The 20,254-nt window shown below is 36.4% G+C and carries 15 protein-coding genes; 11 read left to right on the forward strand and 4 right to left on the reverse strand.

Annotated features, from left to right (window positions below):
- Window positions 1-11: 11 nt before the first annotated feature.
- The 5 genes from HYG86_RS15115 (at window position 12) to HYG86_RS15135 (ending at window position 7,506) form a co-directional block, all read left to right on the forward strand.
- The gene (locus HYG86_RS15115) at window positions 12-158 is read left to right on the forward strand and encodes a hypothetical protein (protein ID WP_213166403.1); all 147 of its coding nucleotides are present in this window, start codon (window positions 12-14) and stop codon (window positions 156-158) included.
- A 378-nt stretch (window positions 159-536) separates the two neighbouring features.
- Window positions 537-2,789 carry an SF1B family DNA helicase RecD2 gene (recD2, locus tag HYG86_RS15120; protein ID WP_484477031.1) on the forward strand — a complete coding sequence of 751 codons (2,253 nt, stop codon included), beginning with the start codon at window positions 537-539 and terminating at the stop codon, window positions 2,787-2,789.
- Window positions 2,790-2,924: 135 nt separating this feature from the next.
- On the forward strand, window positions 2,925-4,283 hold the full coding sequence (locus HYG86_RS15125; protein ID WP_246451974.1) for a phospholipase D-like domain-containing protein: 1,359 nt from the start codon (window positions 2,925-2,927) through the stop codon (window positions 4,281-4,283).
- Window positions 4,284-4,460: 177 nt separating this feature from the next.
- Window positions 4,461-5,288, forward strand: a complete 828-nt coding sequence (locus HYG86_RS15130; RefSeq protein WP_213166405.1) for an aldo/keto reductase — start codon at window positions 4,461-4,463, stop codon at window positions 5,286-5,288.
- Between the two features lie 193 nt (window positions 5,289-5,481).
- Window positions 5,482-7,506: a methyl-accepting chemotaxis protein gene (locus HYG86_RS15135; protein ID WP_213166406.1), complete on the forward strand. Its 2,025-nt coding sequence runs from the start codon at window positions 5,482-5,484 to the stop codon at window positions 7,504-7,506.
- 53 nt (window positions 7,507-7,559) lie between these two features.
- Here the strand turns inward: HYG86_RS15135 and HYG86_RS15140 are convergent, their stop codons facing one another.
- Complete coding sequence (locus tag HYG86_RS15140) at window positions 7,560-8,021, reverse strand: DUF2975 domain-containing protein (RefSeq protein ID WP_213166407.1); 462 nt, start codon at window positions 8,019-8,021, stop codon at window positions 7,560-7,562.
- Between the two features lie 176 nt (window positions 8,022-8,197).
- Between HYG86_RS15140 and HYG86_RS15145 the strand changes: the two genes are divergently transcribed.
- Window positions 8,198-9,427 (forward strand): BaiN/RdsA family NAD(P)/FAD-dependent oxidoreductase, encoded by a 1,230-nt coding sequence (locus HYG86_RS15145; RefSeq protein ID WP_213166408.1) that lies wholly within the window; start codon window positions 8,198-8,200, stop codon window positions 9,425-9,427.
- 324 nt (window positions 9,428-9,751) lie between these two features.
- Here HYG86_RS15145 and HYG86_RS15150 read toward each other — a convergent pair whose 3' ends face one another.
- The gene (locus HYG86_RS15150) at window positions 9,752-10,846 is read right to left on the reverse strand and encodes a DUF3810 domain-containing protein (protein WP_213166409.1); all 1,095 of its coding nucleotides are present in this window, start codon (window positions 10,844-10,846) and stop codon (window positions 9,752-9,754) included.
- Window positions 10,847-11,021: 175 nt separating this feature from the next.
- Here HYG86_RS15150 and HYG86_RS15155 point away from each other — a divergent pair, with 175 nt between their 5' ends.
- The 4 genes from HYG86_RS15155 (at window position 11,022) to HYG86_RS15170 (ending at window position 18,902) form a co-directional block, all read left to right on the forward strand.
- Window positions 11,022-11,468, forward strand: a complete 447-nt coding sequence (locus HYG86_RS15155; RefSeq protein ID WP_213166410.1) for a hypothetical protein — start codon at window positions 11,022-11,024, stop codon at window positions 11,466-11,468.
- 655 nt (window positions 11,469-12,123) lie between these two features.
- On the forward strand, window positions 12,124-15,003 hold the full coding sequence (locus tag HYG86_RS15160; RefSeq protein WP_213166411.1) for a PD-(D/E)XK nuclease family protein: 2,880 nt from the start codon (window positions 12,124-12,126) through the stop codon (window positions 15,001-15,003).
- Complete coding sequence (locus tag HYG86_RS15165) at window positions 14,993-18,457, forward strand: UvrD-helicase domain-containing protein (protein WP_213166412.1); 3,465 nt, start codon at window positions 14,993-14,995, stop codon at window positions 18,455-18,457. The genes HYG86_RS15160 and HYG86_RS15165 overlap by 11 nt, the downstream gene beginning before the upstream one ends.
- A 76-nt stretch (window positions 18,458-18,533) precedes the next feature.
- Window positions 18,534-18,902 (forward strand): hypothetical protein, encoded by a 369-nt coding sequence (locus tag HYG86_RS15170; RefSeq protein ID WP_213166413.1) that lies wholly within the window; start codon window positions 18,534-18,536, stop codon window positions 18,900-18,902.
- A 72-nt stretch (window positions 18,903-18,974) separates the two neighbouring features.
- Here the strand turns inward: HYG86_RS15170 and HYG86_RS15175 are convergent, their stop codons facing one another.
- A complete protein-coding gene (locus HYG86_RS15175; RefSeq protein ID WP_213166414.1) occupies window positions 18,975-19,361 on the reverse strand; it encodes a hypothetical protein in 387 nt (128 codons plus the stop codon).
- Between the two features lie 37 nt (window positions 19,362-19,398).
- Complete coding sequence (locus HYG86_RS15180) at window positions 19,399-19,716, reverse strand: YtxH domain-containing protein (protein WP_213166415.1); 318 nt, start codon at window positions 19,714-19,716, stop codon at window positions 19,399-19,401.
- 208 nt (window positions 19,717-19,924) lie between these two features.
- Between HYG86_RS15180 and HYG86_RS15185 the strand changes: the two genes are divergently transcribed.
- Window positions 19,925-20,251 (forward strand): hypothetical protein, encoded by a 327-nt coding sequence (locus tag HYG86_RS15185; protein ID WP_213166416.1) that lies wholly within the window; start codon window positions 19,925-19,927, stop codon window positions 20,249-20,251.
- Window positions 20,252-20,254: the final 3 nt, after the last annotated feature.

Consider the following 20,254-nt stretch of genomic DNA (forward strand, 5'->3'; position numbering starts at 1 on the left):
GGGCGGAAATTATGGAAACTATGGAATGGATAGTAAGAGTTATTATAGTCATGTTTGTTCTTATTGTATTTTTAAGAATCTACATGAATTGGGCAGCTGGATTTGGCCAAGGGCTAAGGGAGTTTTTTGGTGAATTCATTAGGAAAATTAAGGGATAAGGAAATAGCATCTGCATTTGCAGGTGCTTTCAGAATGATGAAAAGTCATTTTTTAGGAATGTCGCATATTAAACGCTGTACAAAATTCTCCGTCGAGACTTAAGGCTTCTATCTAAACTCCAGAAGGGTACCGCTCCAATTCACCGTCCATGGTAAGTGGAGCTCTCGAAACGTCCTGTTTCTCGCCCCTTCTTCCGTTTATCTATTCAGCTCTTAAGTCTATCTCCTCGAATTAATTGTACTGCTTTTTAATATACACATCTAGGGTCAATGACTTTGTCTTAGGTTTGTCTACAAGCTGATAGCATCTGCATTTGCAGGTGCTATTTCCTTATATAAAGGTGCTTCAGACTATTGTTTCTATGTATTTACAAGGTCATGAAGTATTATTTTATTGCATTTTTTGCAGGAAAGCAAGAACCACTTATAGAAATTAAATGTAACAGTATTGAACAAAATAAACATAATAAATCAAAGGTGGATTTGATATATATGGAGTACTTAAGTGGTGTTGTGGAACGAATTACATATCAAAATGAAGAGAACGGGTTTTGTGTTATTAAAATTCGTTCAAAGGGGTTTCCTGACTTAGTGACAGTGGTGGGCAGTTTAGCTGCAGTAAATGTGGGCTCAGTTATTCGCCTTAAGGGTCAGTGGAAGATGGACTCAAAGTTTGGTAAACAGTTTGCAGTAGAGGACTATAGGGAGACAGTTCCTGCAACTATTGCAGGTATTGAAAAATACCTGGGTAGTGGCCTTATCAAGGGTATTGGGCCAGCATATGCCAAAAAGATTGTTAAGGAGTTTAAGGAAGACACTTTAAGGGTGATTGAGGAAGAACCGGATTATTTAATAAATGTTGAAGGTATTGGTAAAAAGCGAGTGGAGATAATCAAAAAGGCATGGCATGATCAAAAGGAAATCAAAAATGTCATGTTATTTTTGCAGAGCAATGGAGTATCCACAGCCTATGCCGTAAAGATTTTTAAAACCTATGGTAATGAAAGTATAGAGATAGTAAAGAACAACCCCTTTAGGCTTGCCGATGATATTTGGGGGATTGGATTTAAAACAGCAGATAAGATTGCCCAGCAGATGGGCTTTGATAAGAACTCCTATGAACGCTGTAGTTCAGGCATTGTTTATGTGTTAAATGAGCTATCTGGTGAAGGGCACTGCTATGCCAACAAAGATCAACTAATTGAAAAAGCTGAACAGATGCTAGAAGTTGAAAGAAGTGTTATAGAATCAGCGGTTAAGCCCATGATAGAAGAAAAAAAAATCATCTTAGATGAAGAAGATATTATATATATTCCTGCGTTTTATTATAGTGAGGTAGGATGTGCTAAAAAGATAAGGGAAATATTAGAAAGTGAAAGCCCATATAATAAATCAGAAGTGAGTAAGTTAATAGAGAAAATTGAGAAAGAAAACAAGATCAGATATGACGAGGTACAAAAGGAAGCCATAGAAACTGCAGTAAAATCTAAATTCATGGTTCTGACAGGTGGCCCTGGGACAGGAAAAACCACTACAACATTAGCCATTATAACAGCGTTACAAGCTTTAGGTGCCAATGTTTTACTTGCAGCACCAACAGGTAGAGCTGCAAAAAGGATGTCAGAAACCACAGGGATGGAAGCTAAAACCATTCATCGTCTCCTAGAGTATAAACCAAACGATGGATATGTTAGAAATGAAGAAAACCCTTTGCCCTGTGATGTGCTGATAATAGATGAGACGTCAATGGTTGATATCATATTGATGTACAATTTATTAAAGGCTGTTGCCATAAATACAGTGGTAGTTTTAGTGGGAGACGTTGACCAACTTCCGTCAGTGGGGGCAGGAAATGTTTTAAAGGATATCATAAATTCAGGTACTGTCAACGTTGTGAAGCTTACTAGAATATTCCGTCAGGCATTAGGAAGCGCTATTATAACAAACGCCCATAAAATCAATAAAGGGGAGTTTCCAGAGCTGAAGAGCAGTAAAGACAGTGATTTTTTCTTTATGGATGAGGAAGACCCTGGGAAGTTAGTTGAACAAATTAGAGAGTTGTGTACAGTGAGATTGCCTAAGTACTACAAGGTTGATCCCATTAACGATATTCAGGTTCTTTGCCCTATGCAAAGGGGCGACACAGGGGCTGTAAACTTAAATTCTGTACTACAGGGGGCATTAAATAGAGCAGAGTTGTCAATTAAGTACGGTGGAACCTTATATAAGCTTGGGGATAAGGTGATGCAGATTAAAAATAATTACGATAAAAATGTTTTCAATGGGGATATAGGAAGAATAACAGATATCAATACTGAAGATAAAAACTTGATTATCACATACGATAAAACCCCAGTGGACTATGACTCCACTGAGTTAGATGAAGTGGTGCTAGCCTACGCAACAACGGTGCATAAAAGTCAAGGAAGTGAATATAAAATTGTAGTGGCACCTTTTACCATGCAGCATTATGTGATGCTACAGAGGAATTTACTTTACACCTGTGTTACAAGGGCTAAAAAGATAATGGTGTTAGTAGGCACAAAAAAGGCCATAGGAATGGCTGTGAAAAATAACAAAACAACAAAACGCAACACAAAGTTGTCTGAGAGGTTGAATTTACCTATCTAATGATAAGAAAGCTGACTTTTAAACAACAGGAAAAAGGGGGGATGAAATATCAATAAAAGGGTAAAAACTACACTGAAAGTAACTGCTGCACTTTTGGCTGCTTACTTTATATACGCTTTTACTTTTGGGGTTTTGGTGTTTAGGTTTCACAGGCCAATAACCAGTGACTATTTAGATAATAATCCAGTGGAGAGGTTCTGGGGGGAAGAAGGGAAACTAGGTCCAGACAGGGTCATTTTGATTGAAGATGGTGATGAAGCAAAACTTAGAAGACTTAATCTTATAGAAAATGCCCAAAATACAATAGACATATCTTACTACAGTTTTCATGATAGTTTATCCACAGATATTTTTACTGCAGCTATCATGGTCGCCGCCGACAGAGGAGTGAAGATACGTTTTATCCTTGATGGTATAGCTAACTTCAGAAGAGAGGAACTGCAAGAGAGCATCTACACCTTTACAGCCCATGAAAATATTGAGTTTAAGTACTATGAACCTATTAACGGTATCAAACCTTGGACTTGGAATAATAGACTACATGATAAGATCATTATTGTAGATCAAAAATGGGCTATTATAGGTGGTAGAAATATAGGTGATAAATACTTTGATAGGGGTGAACAGGATAGATTATCCCATGACCGGGATGTTTTTATTATGAATACTGACCTTACGAATTCAGAAAGTGCAGTATATCAAATGGAGGAATATTATGAATACCTTTGGAACCACAAATTTTCTAGTTACCCCATGGAGAAACTATCTACAGTACAAAGTAAAATAGCCCAAGATAGGAAGAAATTTTTACAAGAGTTATTGAATGGAATAAGAAAGACGAGACCAGAACTTTTTGCTGAGAGCCTTGATTGGATGGATGAATCCACACAAACAAATAAAGTTACATTTATCCATAACCCTTTAACTAGGTTTAACAAAGAACCTTGGGTATGGTATGAAATAACTAGACTTATGGAAGCAGCACAAAGCAGTATTATTATACAAAGCCCCTATGTGATTCCCAATAAACGTATGCTAGGGTATATTGATCTAAGTAAGCAACAGGAAGTTGATGTGGTTATACTAACAAATTCTTTTGGATCAAACCCTAACACTTTTGGGCTCGCAGGATATATGAAATTTAGAAAAGATATAATTGATTTTGCCGACTATGTTTATGAATATCAGGGGATAGGTTCCTTGCATGCAAAATCTTTTATTTTTGACCATAGGATAAGCATGATTGGCACATTTAATACTGATCCCCGAAGTGCCTTCTTAAGCACGGAATCCATGGTTGTAATTGACAGCGAGGAATTCACAGCAGCCTTTAGGGATCGTATCGAAGACCTACTAGAACAAAGCCTACTGGCACAAGAGGACTATACCTATGTATCCAATTCTGATGTGGAAGAACTACCAAGTTCTTTGGGAAAAAGAGTAAAAATCAGAATATTGTCCATGTTGACTTATTTCTTTGATTACTTGTTGTAGAAAGCTAATTAAGACTGCTAATCACATAAGCATATAAAAGGGGATTAACATATGGGTAGATCAGCTACTTTACTAATACCATGTAATTTGACTAGAAAGGCAAAATATTTCGCATGACGAACCAATCTATGGTAAAATATAGGCATATTATTATCTATAGGAAAGGGGTTATGAACTATGGTAAAAAGCATTAATGATTCTACAGTCCTACACAATGGAGTTAAGATGCCTTGGCTTGGTTTAGGTGTATGGAAAGTTAAGGATGAAGAAGAAATCGATTTATCTGTAAAGGCTGCTATCAGGGCAGGTTATAGAAGTATTGACACAGCCGCTGCATACAAAAATGAAGCAGGTGTAGGTAAAGCTATTGCAGAAAGTGGAGTTGACAGAGAAGAACTTTTTATTACTACAAAGGTCTGGAATGCAGATCAAGGGTATGAATCAACACTTAAAGCTTTCGATGCTAGTTTAGAAAAACTAGGTCTAGATTATATAGACCTTTACTTAATTCACTGGCCAGTGGCTGATAAATATAAAGAAACCTGGAGAGCCTTAGAAAAGCTATATAAAGATAAAAAAGTTCGTGCCATAGGGGTTAGTAACTTCCATATGCATCACTTACAAGACTTAATGGCTGACTGTGAAGTTATACCCATGGTAAATCAAGTGGAGTTTCACCCACTACTTACCCAAAAGGAACTGAGGTTTTTTTGCAATGAAAATGGAATTCAAATGGAGGCTTGGAGTCCATTAATGCAGGGGAATTTGGATCATCCTGTCCTAGCTCAAATAGGTGGAAAATATGGTAAAACAGTAGCACAAGTAATCCTGCGTTGGGACTTGCAAAATGGTGTTGTGACTATTCCTAAATCTGTTAAGGAACATAGAATTCAGGAGAATATGGATATATTTGATTTTGAACTAACAGAGCAGGAGATGGAGAGTATAGAAAGCCTAAATGAGAATAAAAGATTCGGTCCAGACCCTGACAATTTTGATTTTTAACAGAAAAACCCCTTTTATAGGGGTTTTTTCATGGAAAGAATTAGAATTAGGAAGTCTTAGTATTATAACAACAAACAATTCCCTAGCGCCTTGAAGCTAAAAAAGTGGAAAATATTAGTGCGCTGTTCGACAAAATGTGCTATAATTCACAAATGTACATATATTTACTTTTGCCATGAGAGGAGTAGTGTTTGTGAAAGTTTTAAGGGGACTAAAATTTAAACTAGTGGTGGTACCAATTATTTTATTATTTGTAGCAGTTGTGGGTTTGGGGATGAACACGGTCATAGGATTGCAAAATTCCATGTTCACACAAATGGAGAATCTAGGACAAGATGTAGCAAGACAAATCATAAGTGAGCTTGAGAATAAAGCTCTAACTATTGAGTTGATAACTGAAATAATTGAAGAAAAAATTAGCGGAACTGGGAAATCCGTTATTTCAAATTATAATTCTTTAAGTAATAGCTATTTAGCACAGTTAGCTGGAGACTTAGATATAGCTGAAATTAACTGGTTTAACTCACAAGGAGAAATTATATACTCTTCCATTGAAGAGTATGTGGGCTGGATTGCACCTGAAGACCATGCCACATTAAAATTCTACAACAGCTCTGATGACGTTTTTTTCGAAGAAGTTCGCCAAGATAGTGCATCAGATAATTTCTTAAAGTATGGGTATGTTAGAGGCGATAATGGTTATTTCGTACAGCTGGGTGTTTCTGCTAATGAACTCCAAAACTTAACAGATGCCTTTAGTTTTCAATCCATGATGGAGAAGATTTCTGAAGAAGATTCTATAATTTTCGCAAGTATCATAGGTTCAGACCTGACTGTTATCGCAGACAATGAGGTCAGTGAGATAGGTAAGGTCTATGACGACGAAATTACTATTCAAGCAGCCCAAAATAGAGAGTTTGCTGCAGAAAGATGGTTTTTCGAAGAAGGAAATGTAGAAGTTTATGAATTATCTATACCATTAGAATTAAACGGTGATTACATAGGGGCCCTTTGTTTAGGGTTGTCTATGGATAGCGTAAACACAGCAGTAAAGGGTGCCCTAAATAGGCTAATTTTAATAAGTATACTGGCCTTTATAATTATAGGTGTAATTTTATTTTCTGTTGCGAACAACTCAATAAAATCCATTAACATAGTAAAAGAAAACCTAAAATTAATGGCTCAAGGAAACTTAAGGGAGACTAACTTGCCCACAAAATATCTAAGTAAGAAAGATGAAATTAGTGATATGCTACTATCACTTAGGGAAACACAAGTATCTTTAGGTGGGATTATTGAGAATGTCTTAGGGGCCACAAAAGAGGTCAGTGAGCTTTCAGAAGAGCTTAGTGCCACATCTGAGCAATCATCCAGTGCCTCCGAAGAAGTGGCAAGGGCTATTCAAGAAATTGCCAGTGGAGCTGGTGAACAGGCTAAGGATGTGGAAAATGCCGTTAATGAAACAGATATGCTAAATGCTAGAATTGAAAATATTGTTGATGAATCTAACAATTTAAATGATATATCCGTGGAGAATAAAGAATCAATAGATACAAGCTTGAAGGATATGCAAGAATTGTTAACAGCTACAGAAGAAAGTAGTAAATCATCTGCTGAAATTTTGAGAGTTATTCAAGCCTCAGCACAACACTCTAAAGAAATAGAAAGTCTTGCTTCTAGCATAGCAGACATAGCTGCACAGACTAACCTATTAGCTTTAAATGCTAGTATTGAGGCTGCCAGGGCTGGAGAAGCAGGCAAGGGTTTTGCCGTTGTGGCAGAGGAGATTAGAAAACTTGCGGAGACTTCTAACAAAACTGTTGCGGATATTAAAAAAATCACTGATATTTCAATTGAAAATTCTAGCCAAAGCTTAAATACAGTGGAACAGTTAAATCAAGCAGCAGGAAGACAAGCAGAGTTAATCCGTATTTCAGACCAAAACTTGAACAAAATTAGCCAAAACTCAAATCATTTAACTGAGCTATCAGCTAAGCTAAAGGAACATTGTGTGGCTATGGATTTATCTAAAGAATCAATTTCATCCATGCTAGGAAACTTATCAGCAAGCGCCCAAGAAAATGCTGCAGGTTCCCAGCAGATATCTGCTTCATCACAACAACAAACAGCATCCATGGAAGAAATAGCTAAATCAAGTGAGTCTTTAACACAACTAGCTTTAGACTTACAAAAGCTTGTGGAAAAGTTTTTAGTATAAAATAAAGAAGGCTAGAAATTAGCCTTCTTTATTTTATTTAGTATGTGGCCGGGCTAAGAATCTAAAGTTTTGCAGAGTTTCAATCGTTGCTTTAATACGGCAGCGAAAATAGCAATTACCATTGTTAATACCATTATTGCAAGTGCCAAAAGGGTTGTAAAAGGATCTATTGAATCCAACATGGTAAGGCCTATAAAACCAATAATGTAGAATCCTAATATGATGAAAGCACAGTTTTTAATATGGTCTAGTGCAACAACAGATTTTTGACTAAAGGTATCCTTATTTGCCACAAGTCTTAGAATTAATAATGATTTATACAATGCCATGTAAAATGGTACTGCAGTTGCGTATATACCAAATAATACAGGATATTTTAAGTAGGATACTTCTGGATGCAGCTCAGCCATTGTTCTAGCAGCCCAAGGCAACCAAAATACACATAAAGCAAAAATTATAGTGCCCAATGCAAAAATAGCAAACTTCAGTAAAAAAATCAGGCTGTTCTTTATCATGAAATCACACTCCTTTTTATTGTATTATACTATATATTTATTGAAATACAATAAATATATACGGAAATATAGTGTTTTTTCTCAGATATTATCCCTACATAAAACAAAAGCAGGATTATGGTATATTTATGGGGAATAATTAAATATAGAAGATAGTTTAATGATGAGGTGAAGTAATGGATAATAAAAAAGTTGTAGTTGTAGGTGGAGGAGCTGCTGGAATGATAGCTGCTGCCACTGCTGGCGGTCGTGGAATGGACGTAACAATAGTTGAGAAAAATAATAGGCTAGGAAAGAAAATCCTTATAACAGGTAAGGGAAGATGTAATATAACAAACAGTGCTGATATGGAGACACATATAGGGAATGTGGTACACAACAGAGAATTTCTATATAGTGCATTTTATACATATGATAACTATACAGTTATCCAACTTTTTGAAAGCTTAGGTTTAGAAACAAAAACAGAAAGGGGAGGGCGTGTTTTCCCTCAATCTGATAAAGCTGTGGATGTTGTCAATGCGCTTAAAAAGCATGTTAAAAACAACAATGTTGACATATTATATGAGTCGCCAGTAAACTCTGTAATAGTTAAAAATGGCCAAATTCATGGTGTAAAATTGGAAAATGGCAACGAGATCACCTGTGAGAGCGTGATTATAGCCACTGGAGGTAAATCATACCCAGGAACTGGATCAACGGGAGACGGTTATCATATAGCTAAGGAAGCTGGACATAAAATAATTACACCAAAACCTGCACTAACCCCCCTTAATATTAAGGAAAATTGGGTTAAGGAGCTTCAAGGGCTTTCCCTTAAAAATACCGAACTAAGACTGTACAAAGGTGATAAAAAGGTTTTTGAAGATTTTGGTGAAATGCTGTTTACACACTATGGTATATCGGGCCCCCTTGTTTTATCGGCAAGTGGTCATGTGGTGGGTATAGAAAAAGGCGGGTACAGGGTGGTACTTGATCTAAAGCCAGCCTTAGATGAGAAAACCCTGGATTTAAGAATACAGAAGGATTTCGAAAAATACTCAAGAAAGAATTTTTCGAATTCCTTAGATGATTTACTACCTAAAAAGATGATTCCTGTTATTATTGAACTTAGTGGAATACCCAGTGATAAACCAGTGAATCAGATATCTAAAGCTGAAAGAGCTAAGTTAGTGGAGCTTTTGAAAAACTTAAGCATAACCCCCACATCCCTAAGGGGCTTTGATGAAGCCATAGTCACAGCAGGAGGGGTTGATGTAAAGGAGATAGATCCATCAACAATGGAATCCAAGCTAGTAAAGGGCCTGTACTTTGCCGGTGAAGTAATGGATTTAGATGCTTACACAGGCGGTTTTAATCTACAAATAGCCTATTCAACAGGCTATCTAGCGGGCAGCAGCTGTTAGTTCGCCTATAGGTTTCATAGCGTTGCTTACGCAACAGGTTCGCTTCACAATAAGAAGAGCAGGTGCTCATATCCAGTCCGTTGTACCAAAGGCTTTATCTTTGGCGGAGCTACAAAAAGCCCTATACTGTATGGTCAGGGCTCCGAACCTGACCGGACCCACAAAATGCTCCAGGGAAGTTCAACACCTTTTCTGCTACACCGCATTCGGGGTCGATATGAAACTCGCGCCCCTACAGTAAAAAACCAGCCCCGAATAGCTCGGGGCTGGTTTATTTTAGCTATTAATTTTTAACTGTTTCATTTTCATTAGTTTCCTGTCCATCTAGTTTTGCAAATAATTGGCCATAAGCAAATCTATCATCCTGCCATAGCTCTGTACTCCATCTTTTTGTGCGTTGGCTTTTAGGTAAGTGTTGTTTATTTGTGATGATGCTCTTCTTACTATACTTTCGTGTTGTTGGTTGTGTGCATTGATATGATCCCAGTCCCTTTGTAACCCATCACCGAAGGTGGAATATAGTTCTTTGAATACATCCACATCAGCTCTGGCTAAGGCCCTCATGGTATGTCGTAGGGCCATTAGGGTTCCTGAGTACTGAAAATCTACATCTGGATGCATTGTAGCTGTCAGATAGGCTATATAATCTGCTTCGTCTTCCCTGGCAAAGCCCCTTTGATGTGCCATTTCATGTAAGGCTGTGCTGGGTATCAAGGAATCAGGAATAGATATGTTTACGTTGGCTTCCGCTGTAAAGGGAAAGTAGACTCCCCAAACCCCGGTATAAGACATTACCCTAGACATAAGCACTACCTTAGGTTTACCATATTTTCCACCAAGTGCAGGGTAAACTTCAGCGGCATTATCAAAGCCTTTGTCAGCTCTTCTCATGACATCAAAAGAACCATTAGGAAGGGTCATAACCCCATCTTTGTTTTCTTCTACATGCTGTCTTAGGTCATTGGCTTGGTCTATAAGATGTTCTGCTAGCTGGGCTAGTTCCACTGAAGTATATGTTACTTCGTCATAACCTGCTATTTCAGCGAAGGTTGACCTATGATAGTTTAAACCCCATGAGAATATGAAGATAAAATAAATTGTACTGATTGCTAGTACTAGGTTTACTAGATTATTTGCTAATATTTTATAACGTTTTTTCTTGTCATTGATCATAGCTAAAATCAAGGTTACTAACTTATAAACCATAAAGGCAAATAAAGACAAAAGTATTAGTTCTGCTACAGATATGGGTATTATTCCTGTAATTATGCTTAAAATCTGAGAGATAAATTTATAAATTTTTGTTGAATATACTCTTTCCACAGTGCTAGGATTCAGTGAACTGAAGTGTGAAAAAATTATTGCAAATGGTAGTAGTAAAATCAAGAAACTCCTTTTACTAATAAATTTATTTTTCATATTTTCACCAACTCTCTAAATTAGGTTTCAGTATTATTTTACAACACAATGCTTTCCTAAAGATAGGGTAATTTTTGAAAGAAACGATAATAATTATGAACAATTAGATTTTTCAATTGATATATTTACATGTGAGTGATAATATTTAGTTATAATTTGGGGAAGAGGTGGTTTAATGGCGGATTTTCTAGAGAACTCTGAAGGAAAAATTTTAGCTATTTTTCTATTAGTAATTATGATCAGTTTGGCCCTTTACTTTATTAAAGGAACTAAATACGAAAAACAGGCTAAAATTCTTATTGTAACTGGGACTGTAATTTGGTTTACTGCACTAATATTTAAAATTAACTTTCTATTAATAGCGGGACATATTATTATGAACTTAGGTATAGTAGCGGGAGTTTATGGCGGGCAATCAAAGATTAGTTCTCCAATCCCCATGTACGTTTTTATGGGTTCTTATTTAGCCATACAGGGGATTGGATATGGGTTAGATTATAAGGTTCTACAAAGCTTAGTAATTACTGAAACATCAAAATCATATGAAATTTTAGGGCTTTCAACTATAATTCCCATGATACTTTCCATTGGATCATACTACTTGATCAAAAAGCATAAATAAAGTATATCCTTCCTTTTACGACATAGTGTTGTCATTAAAGGTGGGATGTTTTTTTATCCTGTTGTAAAGGATTTAAGGAAAGAGATATTGAAATAAGTACTAACAATATTTAATAATTTACAATTTACGGCTTACAATTTACAATTAAAATAAAATCTATTTGCCAAATTGCAACCCACCCCTCGCGACAATTGTAGCCCATCCCTTTAGGGTTGGTAATATCAAACAGACAGTGTGGGTCCATCAAGGCTAAAGCCTTGCCTACAACGTCTAGGAAGCAAACAGCATAACCAATGTGCATAATCATCCCACCCCCCCGTAACAATTGTAGCCCATCCCTTTAGGGTGGGTAATATCAAACAGACAGTGTGGGTCCATCAAGGCTAAAGCCTTGCCTACAACGTATAGGAAGCAAACAGCATAACCAATGTGCATAATCATCCCACCCCCCCGTAACAATTGTAGCCCATCCCTTTAGGGTTGGTAATATCAAACAGACAGTGTGGGTCCATCAAGGCTAAAAACTTACCTACAACGTATAGGAAGCAAACAGCATAACCAATGTGCACAATAATCTCACCCCCGAACATTGTAGCCCATCCCTTTAGGGTGGGTAAGACCCATATAAATCTAAACCCGAAAGGAGTGCATTTATTTGCCTAGTTTCAACGTAATTTTATCTAACTTAAAGGAAACAGCCTCAAAAGAACGCTTAAGTCATTACCATAAGAAACAAAAGTCCTTAGACTTTCCAGTATATTATCTCTTGCCTTCTGTAAAATGGCTATCCACAGGAAGAAAGATCCAACCAGGTATGGCTTTCAAAACCTTTGATGATTTGGCAGAAGTTATCCTTCGTGAAGCTGGTTTTAGTTATGTACCTGTTACTGAGACAGAAAGAAATTTATTCTTTCAGCAACTTTTTTCATCATCTGATGCAGTTGAAAATCCTCACAAAGCAAAGGCCTACGCCCAGACTTATGGACAATTAAAGCGTCTAGGACTAACAATAGATGACTTGCCCAAGGGATTAGATAATTTAAAATGTGATTTAGAACAATATGAGAATGAGTGGGTGAAAAAACAAAGGCTACTTGACCCAGAAAATAGGTTCCATGAAGCTTTGAGTGTTGAGGGAGTTACATTACCCATGGGCGAAATAGTTATAGATGGTTACATGGACTTTAGCCCACTTCAGTACGCGATGATCCAGTGTCTTATGAAGAATGGTGTCACCACAACAGTATACATACCATACATGGAAAATACAGAAATAATAGAAGACACAATTAGGCACCTAACAGAACTGGGTTTTTCCATATCTAAGGCAGCTAAAGAATCATCCACGATTTGTACTGATATACAAGTCAAAAAAGCAGTGACCCTAGAAGAAGAGATTCTATGGGTCCTTGAAGATATTTCTCAGGCAATAAAGGATGATGATTCCCCTAGTAAACTAGAAGATATAGGGTTGATACTGGCCGATGGAAGTGATGACTATAAACTGCATCTAAAAAAGTTAGCGCAAGAATACTGCCTTCCAGTTAAGGTTCCTCAGAAAAAACTTGTTGTTGAAACAGTTACTTTTAAAATTATTTCACTCCTTTTATCACAGCAATCTTACATGACTAAGTGGGAGAAGGTCGCCCTTATAGATCAGCTATACCAACTGATGTTTTACCCTGTTGAGACATATTGGAAGAGCAAACAAAAATTTATAGAAGAGCATAAACTTGATGAAGAAATAGACATAAGGCTAGGTAAATGTATAAACTTTGCAAGGAATTTTACAAAACAAGCCCCTTTAGTATCTAAAATAAATGAGCTAACGGGTTTTTTAACTGACCTTTCAATGGTTGATGTTTGGAAACAAAAACTAATTAGTGAAGACAATACTAAAAAAACCATGAAAATACGCTTAGAGTGGGAGGCATTAGAGGGGATAATTGCACTTTTAGAGAGTAAGCAACAAATACTTCTAGAACAAGGGCTAGATGGTTTGTCTATTGATAGTAACATATTCAGCCAATGGCTTAAAGAACTGATAAGGAAAAAAGATATATATGTTGAGAGAAAGCCAGCGGTGGGTATTGAGTTATACTCATTTAGAGATATTGCCCTTTTCAGTGGAAAAAAATTGTATGTATTAGGTATGAACGAAGGAATTTTTCCAAGTATCCATAAGTTGAGTGGCTATTTTCAAGAAAGTGATCTAAAGGAATTACCCATTCCTTATGGAGTGCCTTCTAAGGCAACATTTAGGAAGAAAGATGAAGCTATGTTCAAGCAATTGTTTTACATAGCCCATTCCATAGATTTCTCCTATGTTTGTGGCTTTGACCCTGAAAATGAATATCAGCCATCACCATTTATCGAAGGATACTTGCCCAACGGTCTTAAACCACTGACAACTGAAGAAAGGTTTCAGAGGGAACCAATTACAAAGAAGAAGGCAGAGGAACAAACTGCTTTTATGATGGGTTTAGGACGTAAGGTTGAAGGTGCACCTAGGAAATTAATTGAAATGGATCAGCATAACTCTCATCTTCTAAAGGGTGAGGAGATTATATCCTGTGATAAAAGTGGAACAACCACCGAGATGGCCATAACAGCTTTGGAGCAATATGCAACCTGCCCATTTAAGTTTGGTTTGGAGAAGGGTTTAAGTGTTAGGGAACCTAAGGCTAAGCAAGAGGATCTGGACAATCGTTTCACTGGGTCTATGTTACACAAAATTATTGAAAGATTTTATAAGACCCTTGAGGTAGTTGGAAATCCTTTTTCTGCTTTAAGTGAAGAACGTAAAAGCTTAGGTGCAGCAGTACTCATAGAGATATTTGAGGAAGAGTGGAAGTTGATCGAGGCAAGCAATGATGATATATCGCCATATGATCTAGATATAGAAAAAACTTTATGGACTAATAGGCTGAAAAAATGGTGGTTAGCTGAAAGGGAACTTTTTTGGGACAATGAGAAATTAAAGGATATGAAACTCCATAGTCTAGAGGAGTCTGTACAATTGGCACTGGAAATTGACAGTGAAACCACTTTAAAGCTAAATGGTAAAATTGACAGAATTGATATAGATGCCAACGGTTTTGCCATTTATGATTACAAGTCAGGTTCTGCATCTTTAAACATTCAAAAAGAAGTTGTACCTGGTTTAAAACTCCAGCTTCCCTTATATATGCTAAGCGTACAAAATAAGACTGGACTGTGTGCCCACGGAGCATCATATGTCTCTTTAAAAGAACCAAAAAAACGTGCCACTAACGGTGTGTGGAGGGTGGAACACGCCGGTAAAGGGTCGATTTTTGATGTGAGTTCTAGGACTAATAAGGAAGAGGACTTAGACGGGGATAGTTTCTTAAATAGGTACAATCTAAAAAAACGGATTAAGGAACTTTGGGCAAACAGTGGTTTTGATTATTCTGTAAAACCTTTAAAATATTATAGTAGCTGCCCTTATAATGGAATATGTCGCGTTACAGACGAGCTTAAAGAAGAAGGGGAGGGAAATACTAATGGATTTTAATCCTGAGCAAAGTAAAGCCATATATAGTGAAAAACCCCTTGTTCTAATATCTGCAGGGGCTGGCTCCGGAAAGACAAGGGTTCTTACTGAACGCTTTATTCATCTATGTAAAGAAAAACATGAGGAATTAAAAACAGGTGCAAAGCACAAAGTTGGAGCAGAAGTAAAGGAAATAGTTGCAATAACCTTTACGGAAAAAGCTGCCCGGGAAATGAAAAAGAGGATTAGGGATAGGATAAATGATGAAATTGGCAAACTACAGCTTGGTATTGATGAAGAATCCCACCGCTTCTGGAAGGAGCAAAGGGAAGGATTAGACACAGGATTTATAACTACTTTTCATAGTTTTTGTCATAAGATATTGCACCAGTTCGCCTTTAAAGCCAATTTATCACCTAACTTTATTTTGATTGATGATACACAATCAATACTACTGAAAAATCAGTGTTTTAATGATATATTCCAAAGGGAAATAAATCATAAAAAATGGAAACTACTTTATGGCTATTATTCTAAAAGTGAGATTAGGTCTGCTGTACTAGCTATCTATGACCAGATTCAAGAAAATCCAAAGTATAACAATGTGCAAGACTTTTTTGAAGGATTTGACGCTAAGGAAATTATAAAGATACAAAGCACCCATATTGATAAAATCAGAAAAGAAATACTGATGGAGTTTTATGTGATGTCCCAAGAATGCATAAAAGAATTTCCTCCAAGTAGTACATTAAAGGGAAAGGCAAAGGAACATGTGGAAAACATCTGCAGGGACTTAGAGGGTATCAAGACATCAGACATGTCTACAGAAGATTTTTTGGAGATTTTAAAGGTAATTCCAGCAACCCACAGATCCTATGAAAAATCTGCACCTAGTCTATATAATTTGTGTGTTAGATATAAAGCTTTTAAAGAGATCATGAAAAGGTATACAAGCCTTCCCACTGATAGAGTTGAAGATATGTGCAAAATCATGGATTTGTTCACAGATGTGCTGAATTCATTCCATAGGATCTACAAGGAAAAAAAGGAAGAAAGGGCATGTTTGGATTTTTCAGATCTTCAAAAACTAGCTATTAACCTTTTGGCCAAAAACCAAGATATAAGGGATTTTTGTCGAAAGGAATTTAAACATATGATGGTGGACGAATTCCAAGATACCAATGGTTTACAGATGAAAATGTTAGAATACATCAACCCCAGCTATCGTTTTATAGTGGGAGATGGTAAACAAAGTATCTATAGATTTAGGGGTGCAGATGTAACACTTATGAACTCCTTAGAGGGTGTGGCTGAAAAAGATAACCAGGCAGACTTTATTGATATGGGCAGAAATTATAGGAACTGCGATTCCATCATTCAATTTGTAAATGAACTCTTTAAGGTATTTATGATAAAGGATAGCAGCACCATGGCATATGGTATTGACTATAAGCCACTTATTAGTAGCCGTAAGGAAGAAAAAGAAACCCATCCACATAAAAAAGTTGAGCTAATTACACTAGAAAAAGCAGAGGAAGGTGAAGAGACAAGGTTTGACTGTGAGTTTGACCTGCTCACGGAAAGAATGCTTGAGATGTATAACAGTGGTGAAGAGATGGTCAAAGGTAAAGTACTAGTGGATGGTGAAGAAAAAGAAAGGTGGCGTCGCCCCCTTTGGAAGGATTTTGCTATACTTATACCTTCTAGAACTGGTCTTGCTACACTAGAAAAAAACCTAAAAAACAAGAGTATACCCTATGTTGTTCATGGGGGAATTGGTTTTTATCAAAAACAAGAAATAAAGGATATGTTAAACATACTTCGTTTGATTAACAGACCTTGGGAAAAGGTTTACATCCTTTCAGTTTTACGCAGCTCTTTGTTTCAGTTAACCATGGATGACTTTTTTGAGATACAAATGAGGATTTCGGAAAAAGGGAGTTTTGCTGACTATATTTACAACAAAGATTTTGAGAAAGATAGTAGCTTGTCAACTTCATTAAAGGATAAGCTGCAGAACTTTTGCCAGTTATTTCATCGGTTTGTTCCCTTTATTCCACAAAAATCCCTAGGAGAATCTTTAGGGGATGTGTTTGAGGAAAGTGGGTTAAAAACTTCCCTTTTGATACAGAAGAACCCCCTGCAAATGATTAAAAATGTGGAAAAGTTAATGGAAATTATGGCGAACCAAAATGCCAACTCTTTAGAAGAGCTACTGGAACAAATGGATATATTGGCTTCTTTAAGTGATAAAGAAGGAGAGGCAGAGGCTGAACTACCCGAAGGTAATATGGTTCACATAATGACTGTTCATGCATCTAAGGGTTTAGAGTTTCCCATTGTATGCTTGCCAAAGCTGAACCGCAGTCCTCAAAAGGATAAGGGTAACTTTTTCTATGATGATGAGTATTGTCTAGTGGCAAAGTTTAAAGAGGATAGTGAAAATGACCCCTTTGAGCAGGAAGAGTATTCTACACCTAGCTATGGTTTAGTAAAGGAAAAATTTGATGTTGCAGCATTTGAGGAAACAAAAAGACTGTTTTATGTGGCAACAACTAGGGCTAGGGACTATCTGTTGATGACCTCTAAGGGAAAGGAGGCAAAGGAGTCGTGGTACTCTCTGATAAATGATGCCTTATCAGTAAATCCTCTTTTAAATGAATATATCCACGTGAAAAGCCAAAGTGATATCCTCCCGCAGAATAAACATATGAAAGATGAAAAAGTTTTTGTTGCTAAAAATGAGATTCAACAAAAAGAAATCCCCTTCACTTTTTCTGTGTCAGAGATTATGTTATTTATGAACGATCCCTTAATGTACTATAATAACTACATTTTAAAGCTTAATCCTCAGTGGTTAGATGAGGGGGAAGAAGGGAAAACTGATAGGGATAGCTATGTTGTGGCGGGTACAGAGTTCGGTACTATAGTTCATAGGGCTTGTGAGCTATATGATCAAGGTTTCAGTGAACTAGATGCTGTAAATGAGGCACTGGAAAGTATCAGAGATAATGATGTTGATACAGAGCTACCTACTTACACCACTAGGCTAAGAAAAGAAGTATTGAAAATGCTAGATAGCTATAAAGATGTAAGGGACGTTAGTTTAGGTGAACACATATCCAGTGAGTGGAGCTTTGTAACGGAGCTTTCAGGTGCATATGTGGTAGGAGAGATAGATAAAGTATTTAAGGTTGATTATGGGTATCATCTCATGGATCTTAAGACTAATATCTTAAGGGACGAGGACCAGTTAATGGAGAGTTATATGCCTCAGATTTACTTATATAAAATGGCCTATGAGAAAGAAATGGGCGTAGAGGTTGAAGAAGTATCACTTTTCTTCATGCGTGGAGGAAAAGATGGACTAAAAACTTTTCAAGCTGATCCTTCCTACGAGGAAAAGGTGAAGGCAGCAATAGGAAAGATGAGTAGATTGAAGAGGATGAAGGCAGGGAGAAAACAGTATATTTAGAAGGCCAGGAATAAACAAGGAACTTTATGTCCGATGTCTAGTCTAATAGGTAATGAAATAAATAGGAGGCTGAGCTATGGGTAAGAAAATGGTATGGCTGGTTGTAATAGCTATTGTTTTTTTAGCTACAGGATGTGGAGGGAGTGTAGGTGCCCAAGGTGAGGATGAGAAAGTGGGAGTAAGGGGAGTAATTACGGAGATAACACACCAGGAAAATGGGAGTATAATTATTTTAGTTGAAGGTGATTTCGAAGATGACACTAGTTATCATGCTGGTTATGTGAGGATTGATAGTGATACTACTATTCAAAGAAAACAAGACTACGAAAACCTTGATAAAGGAGATATTGAAGAAGGAATTAAAGTAGAGGTTATTTTTGAAGGTGATGTTTCAGAATCAGATCCAGTGCAAGGAAAGGGAAAAATCCTTCGTATTTTGGATTAAGGGTGCAAAAAGACACTTCAGTGTAAAACTGAAGTGTCTTTTTAGGTAACTAGTTTGTCACCCACTTTTATACTATTTTTTCTTATCATCTCTAAAAATGTCTATTACAGATCTTGCTATTTCTGAGATAAAACTTACATAGTTTATTAGAGTATTAGTATTACTACTTACGGTGGATGCTGTTTCTATTAGTGACTCCCTTAGTACGTATATGGTTTCTTCTGTTTTGTGTAGGCCATCCTTTACCAAAGTAGTTGTCTCTTTTACGTTATTCATCACATGGGGTAAATCCTCTAAGGACTGATTTATGTTTACTTCATTTTTATTTACTATGTTTGTTGCTTTTTTTATTAGTTCATTTAAGTTCTTCAATGTTATTATAAGGAAAATCCCCACCGTAAGTAAGAGTAAAAACAAAATAAACATTCCAATATCACCTAAAGATAAAGTTATTGTCATGGCAATCTCCTCGAGTATAGATTTTTATGTTTTTCTACTATAGTGCTTCCTCTAATTGTTCGGGTTCATTTTCCTCTTTCTTTGCATCTTTTAAAGCTTGTTTAGCTTTTTCTTTAATCTCAATTGCCTTTTCTTTAGCTTCAACTGCTTTATCTTTTACGTTTTCTGCAAGTTCAGTAGATTTATTTACTATATCTTCTCTAGTTTCTTTACCAGATTTTGGTGCAAATAATACACCCAAAGTGGCACCAACTGCTGTACCTATGGTTACTCCTAAGGCTAGTTTTTTCGTATTACTTTTCTTTATCTCACGTTCTCTCTCCCGTTGTTTCTTTAATAAAATATCTCGCAACATATGTATTACCTCCCCGTTTAATTTATATATTAATGATAACATAAATAGTAAATACTATCAATAAGAATTTTGAGATAATTATAAAATAATGAAAAAATTGTTCTTTGACTATGCTATTAGCCTAACTCCTAACTCTAAAACATATTGAAGCTTTTTCCGTTGTACTGTACAATAGATTAATAGAACTTTTGCTGGAGGAGGGTATGTTTTGGAGTTTTTTGGATTTTTTGCTTTTGTTCTTATGATGATTTATTTCGATTTACCGGATAAAGTTAAAAAGCTCAAAGGCCGGGTTAAAAAGCTTGAACAAAAAACAACTAAGGGAGGGGTAATTATTATGTCTGATATTTTAAAGGAACTTCAAGGGAAAAAGTGCACTATCATTGCTGAGAGTGATTACACGCCAAAACTGAATTGTACAGTAATGGCCGTTGATGAAGAATGGATTAAAGTAGTTGAAACAGATAAAAAGGGTAAAGAAAACACTAGGGTGCTTAAGATTGAAAACATAAAAGAAATACATGAGATAGAGTAGAAA

It is taken from the genome of Alkalicella caledoniensis (assembly GCF_014467015.1).
GTDB lineage: Bacteria > Bacillota > Proteinivoracia > Proteinivoracales > Proteinivoracaceae > Alkalicella > Alkalicella caledoniensis.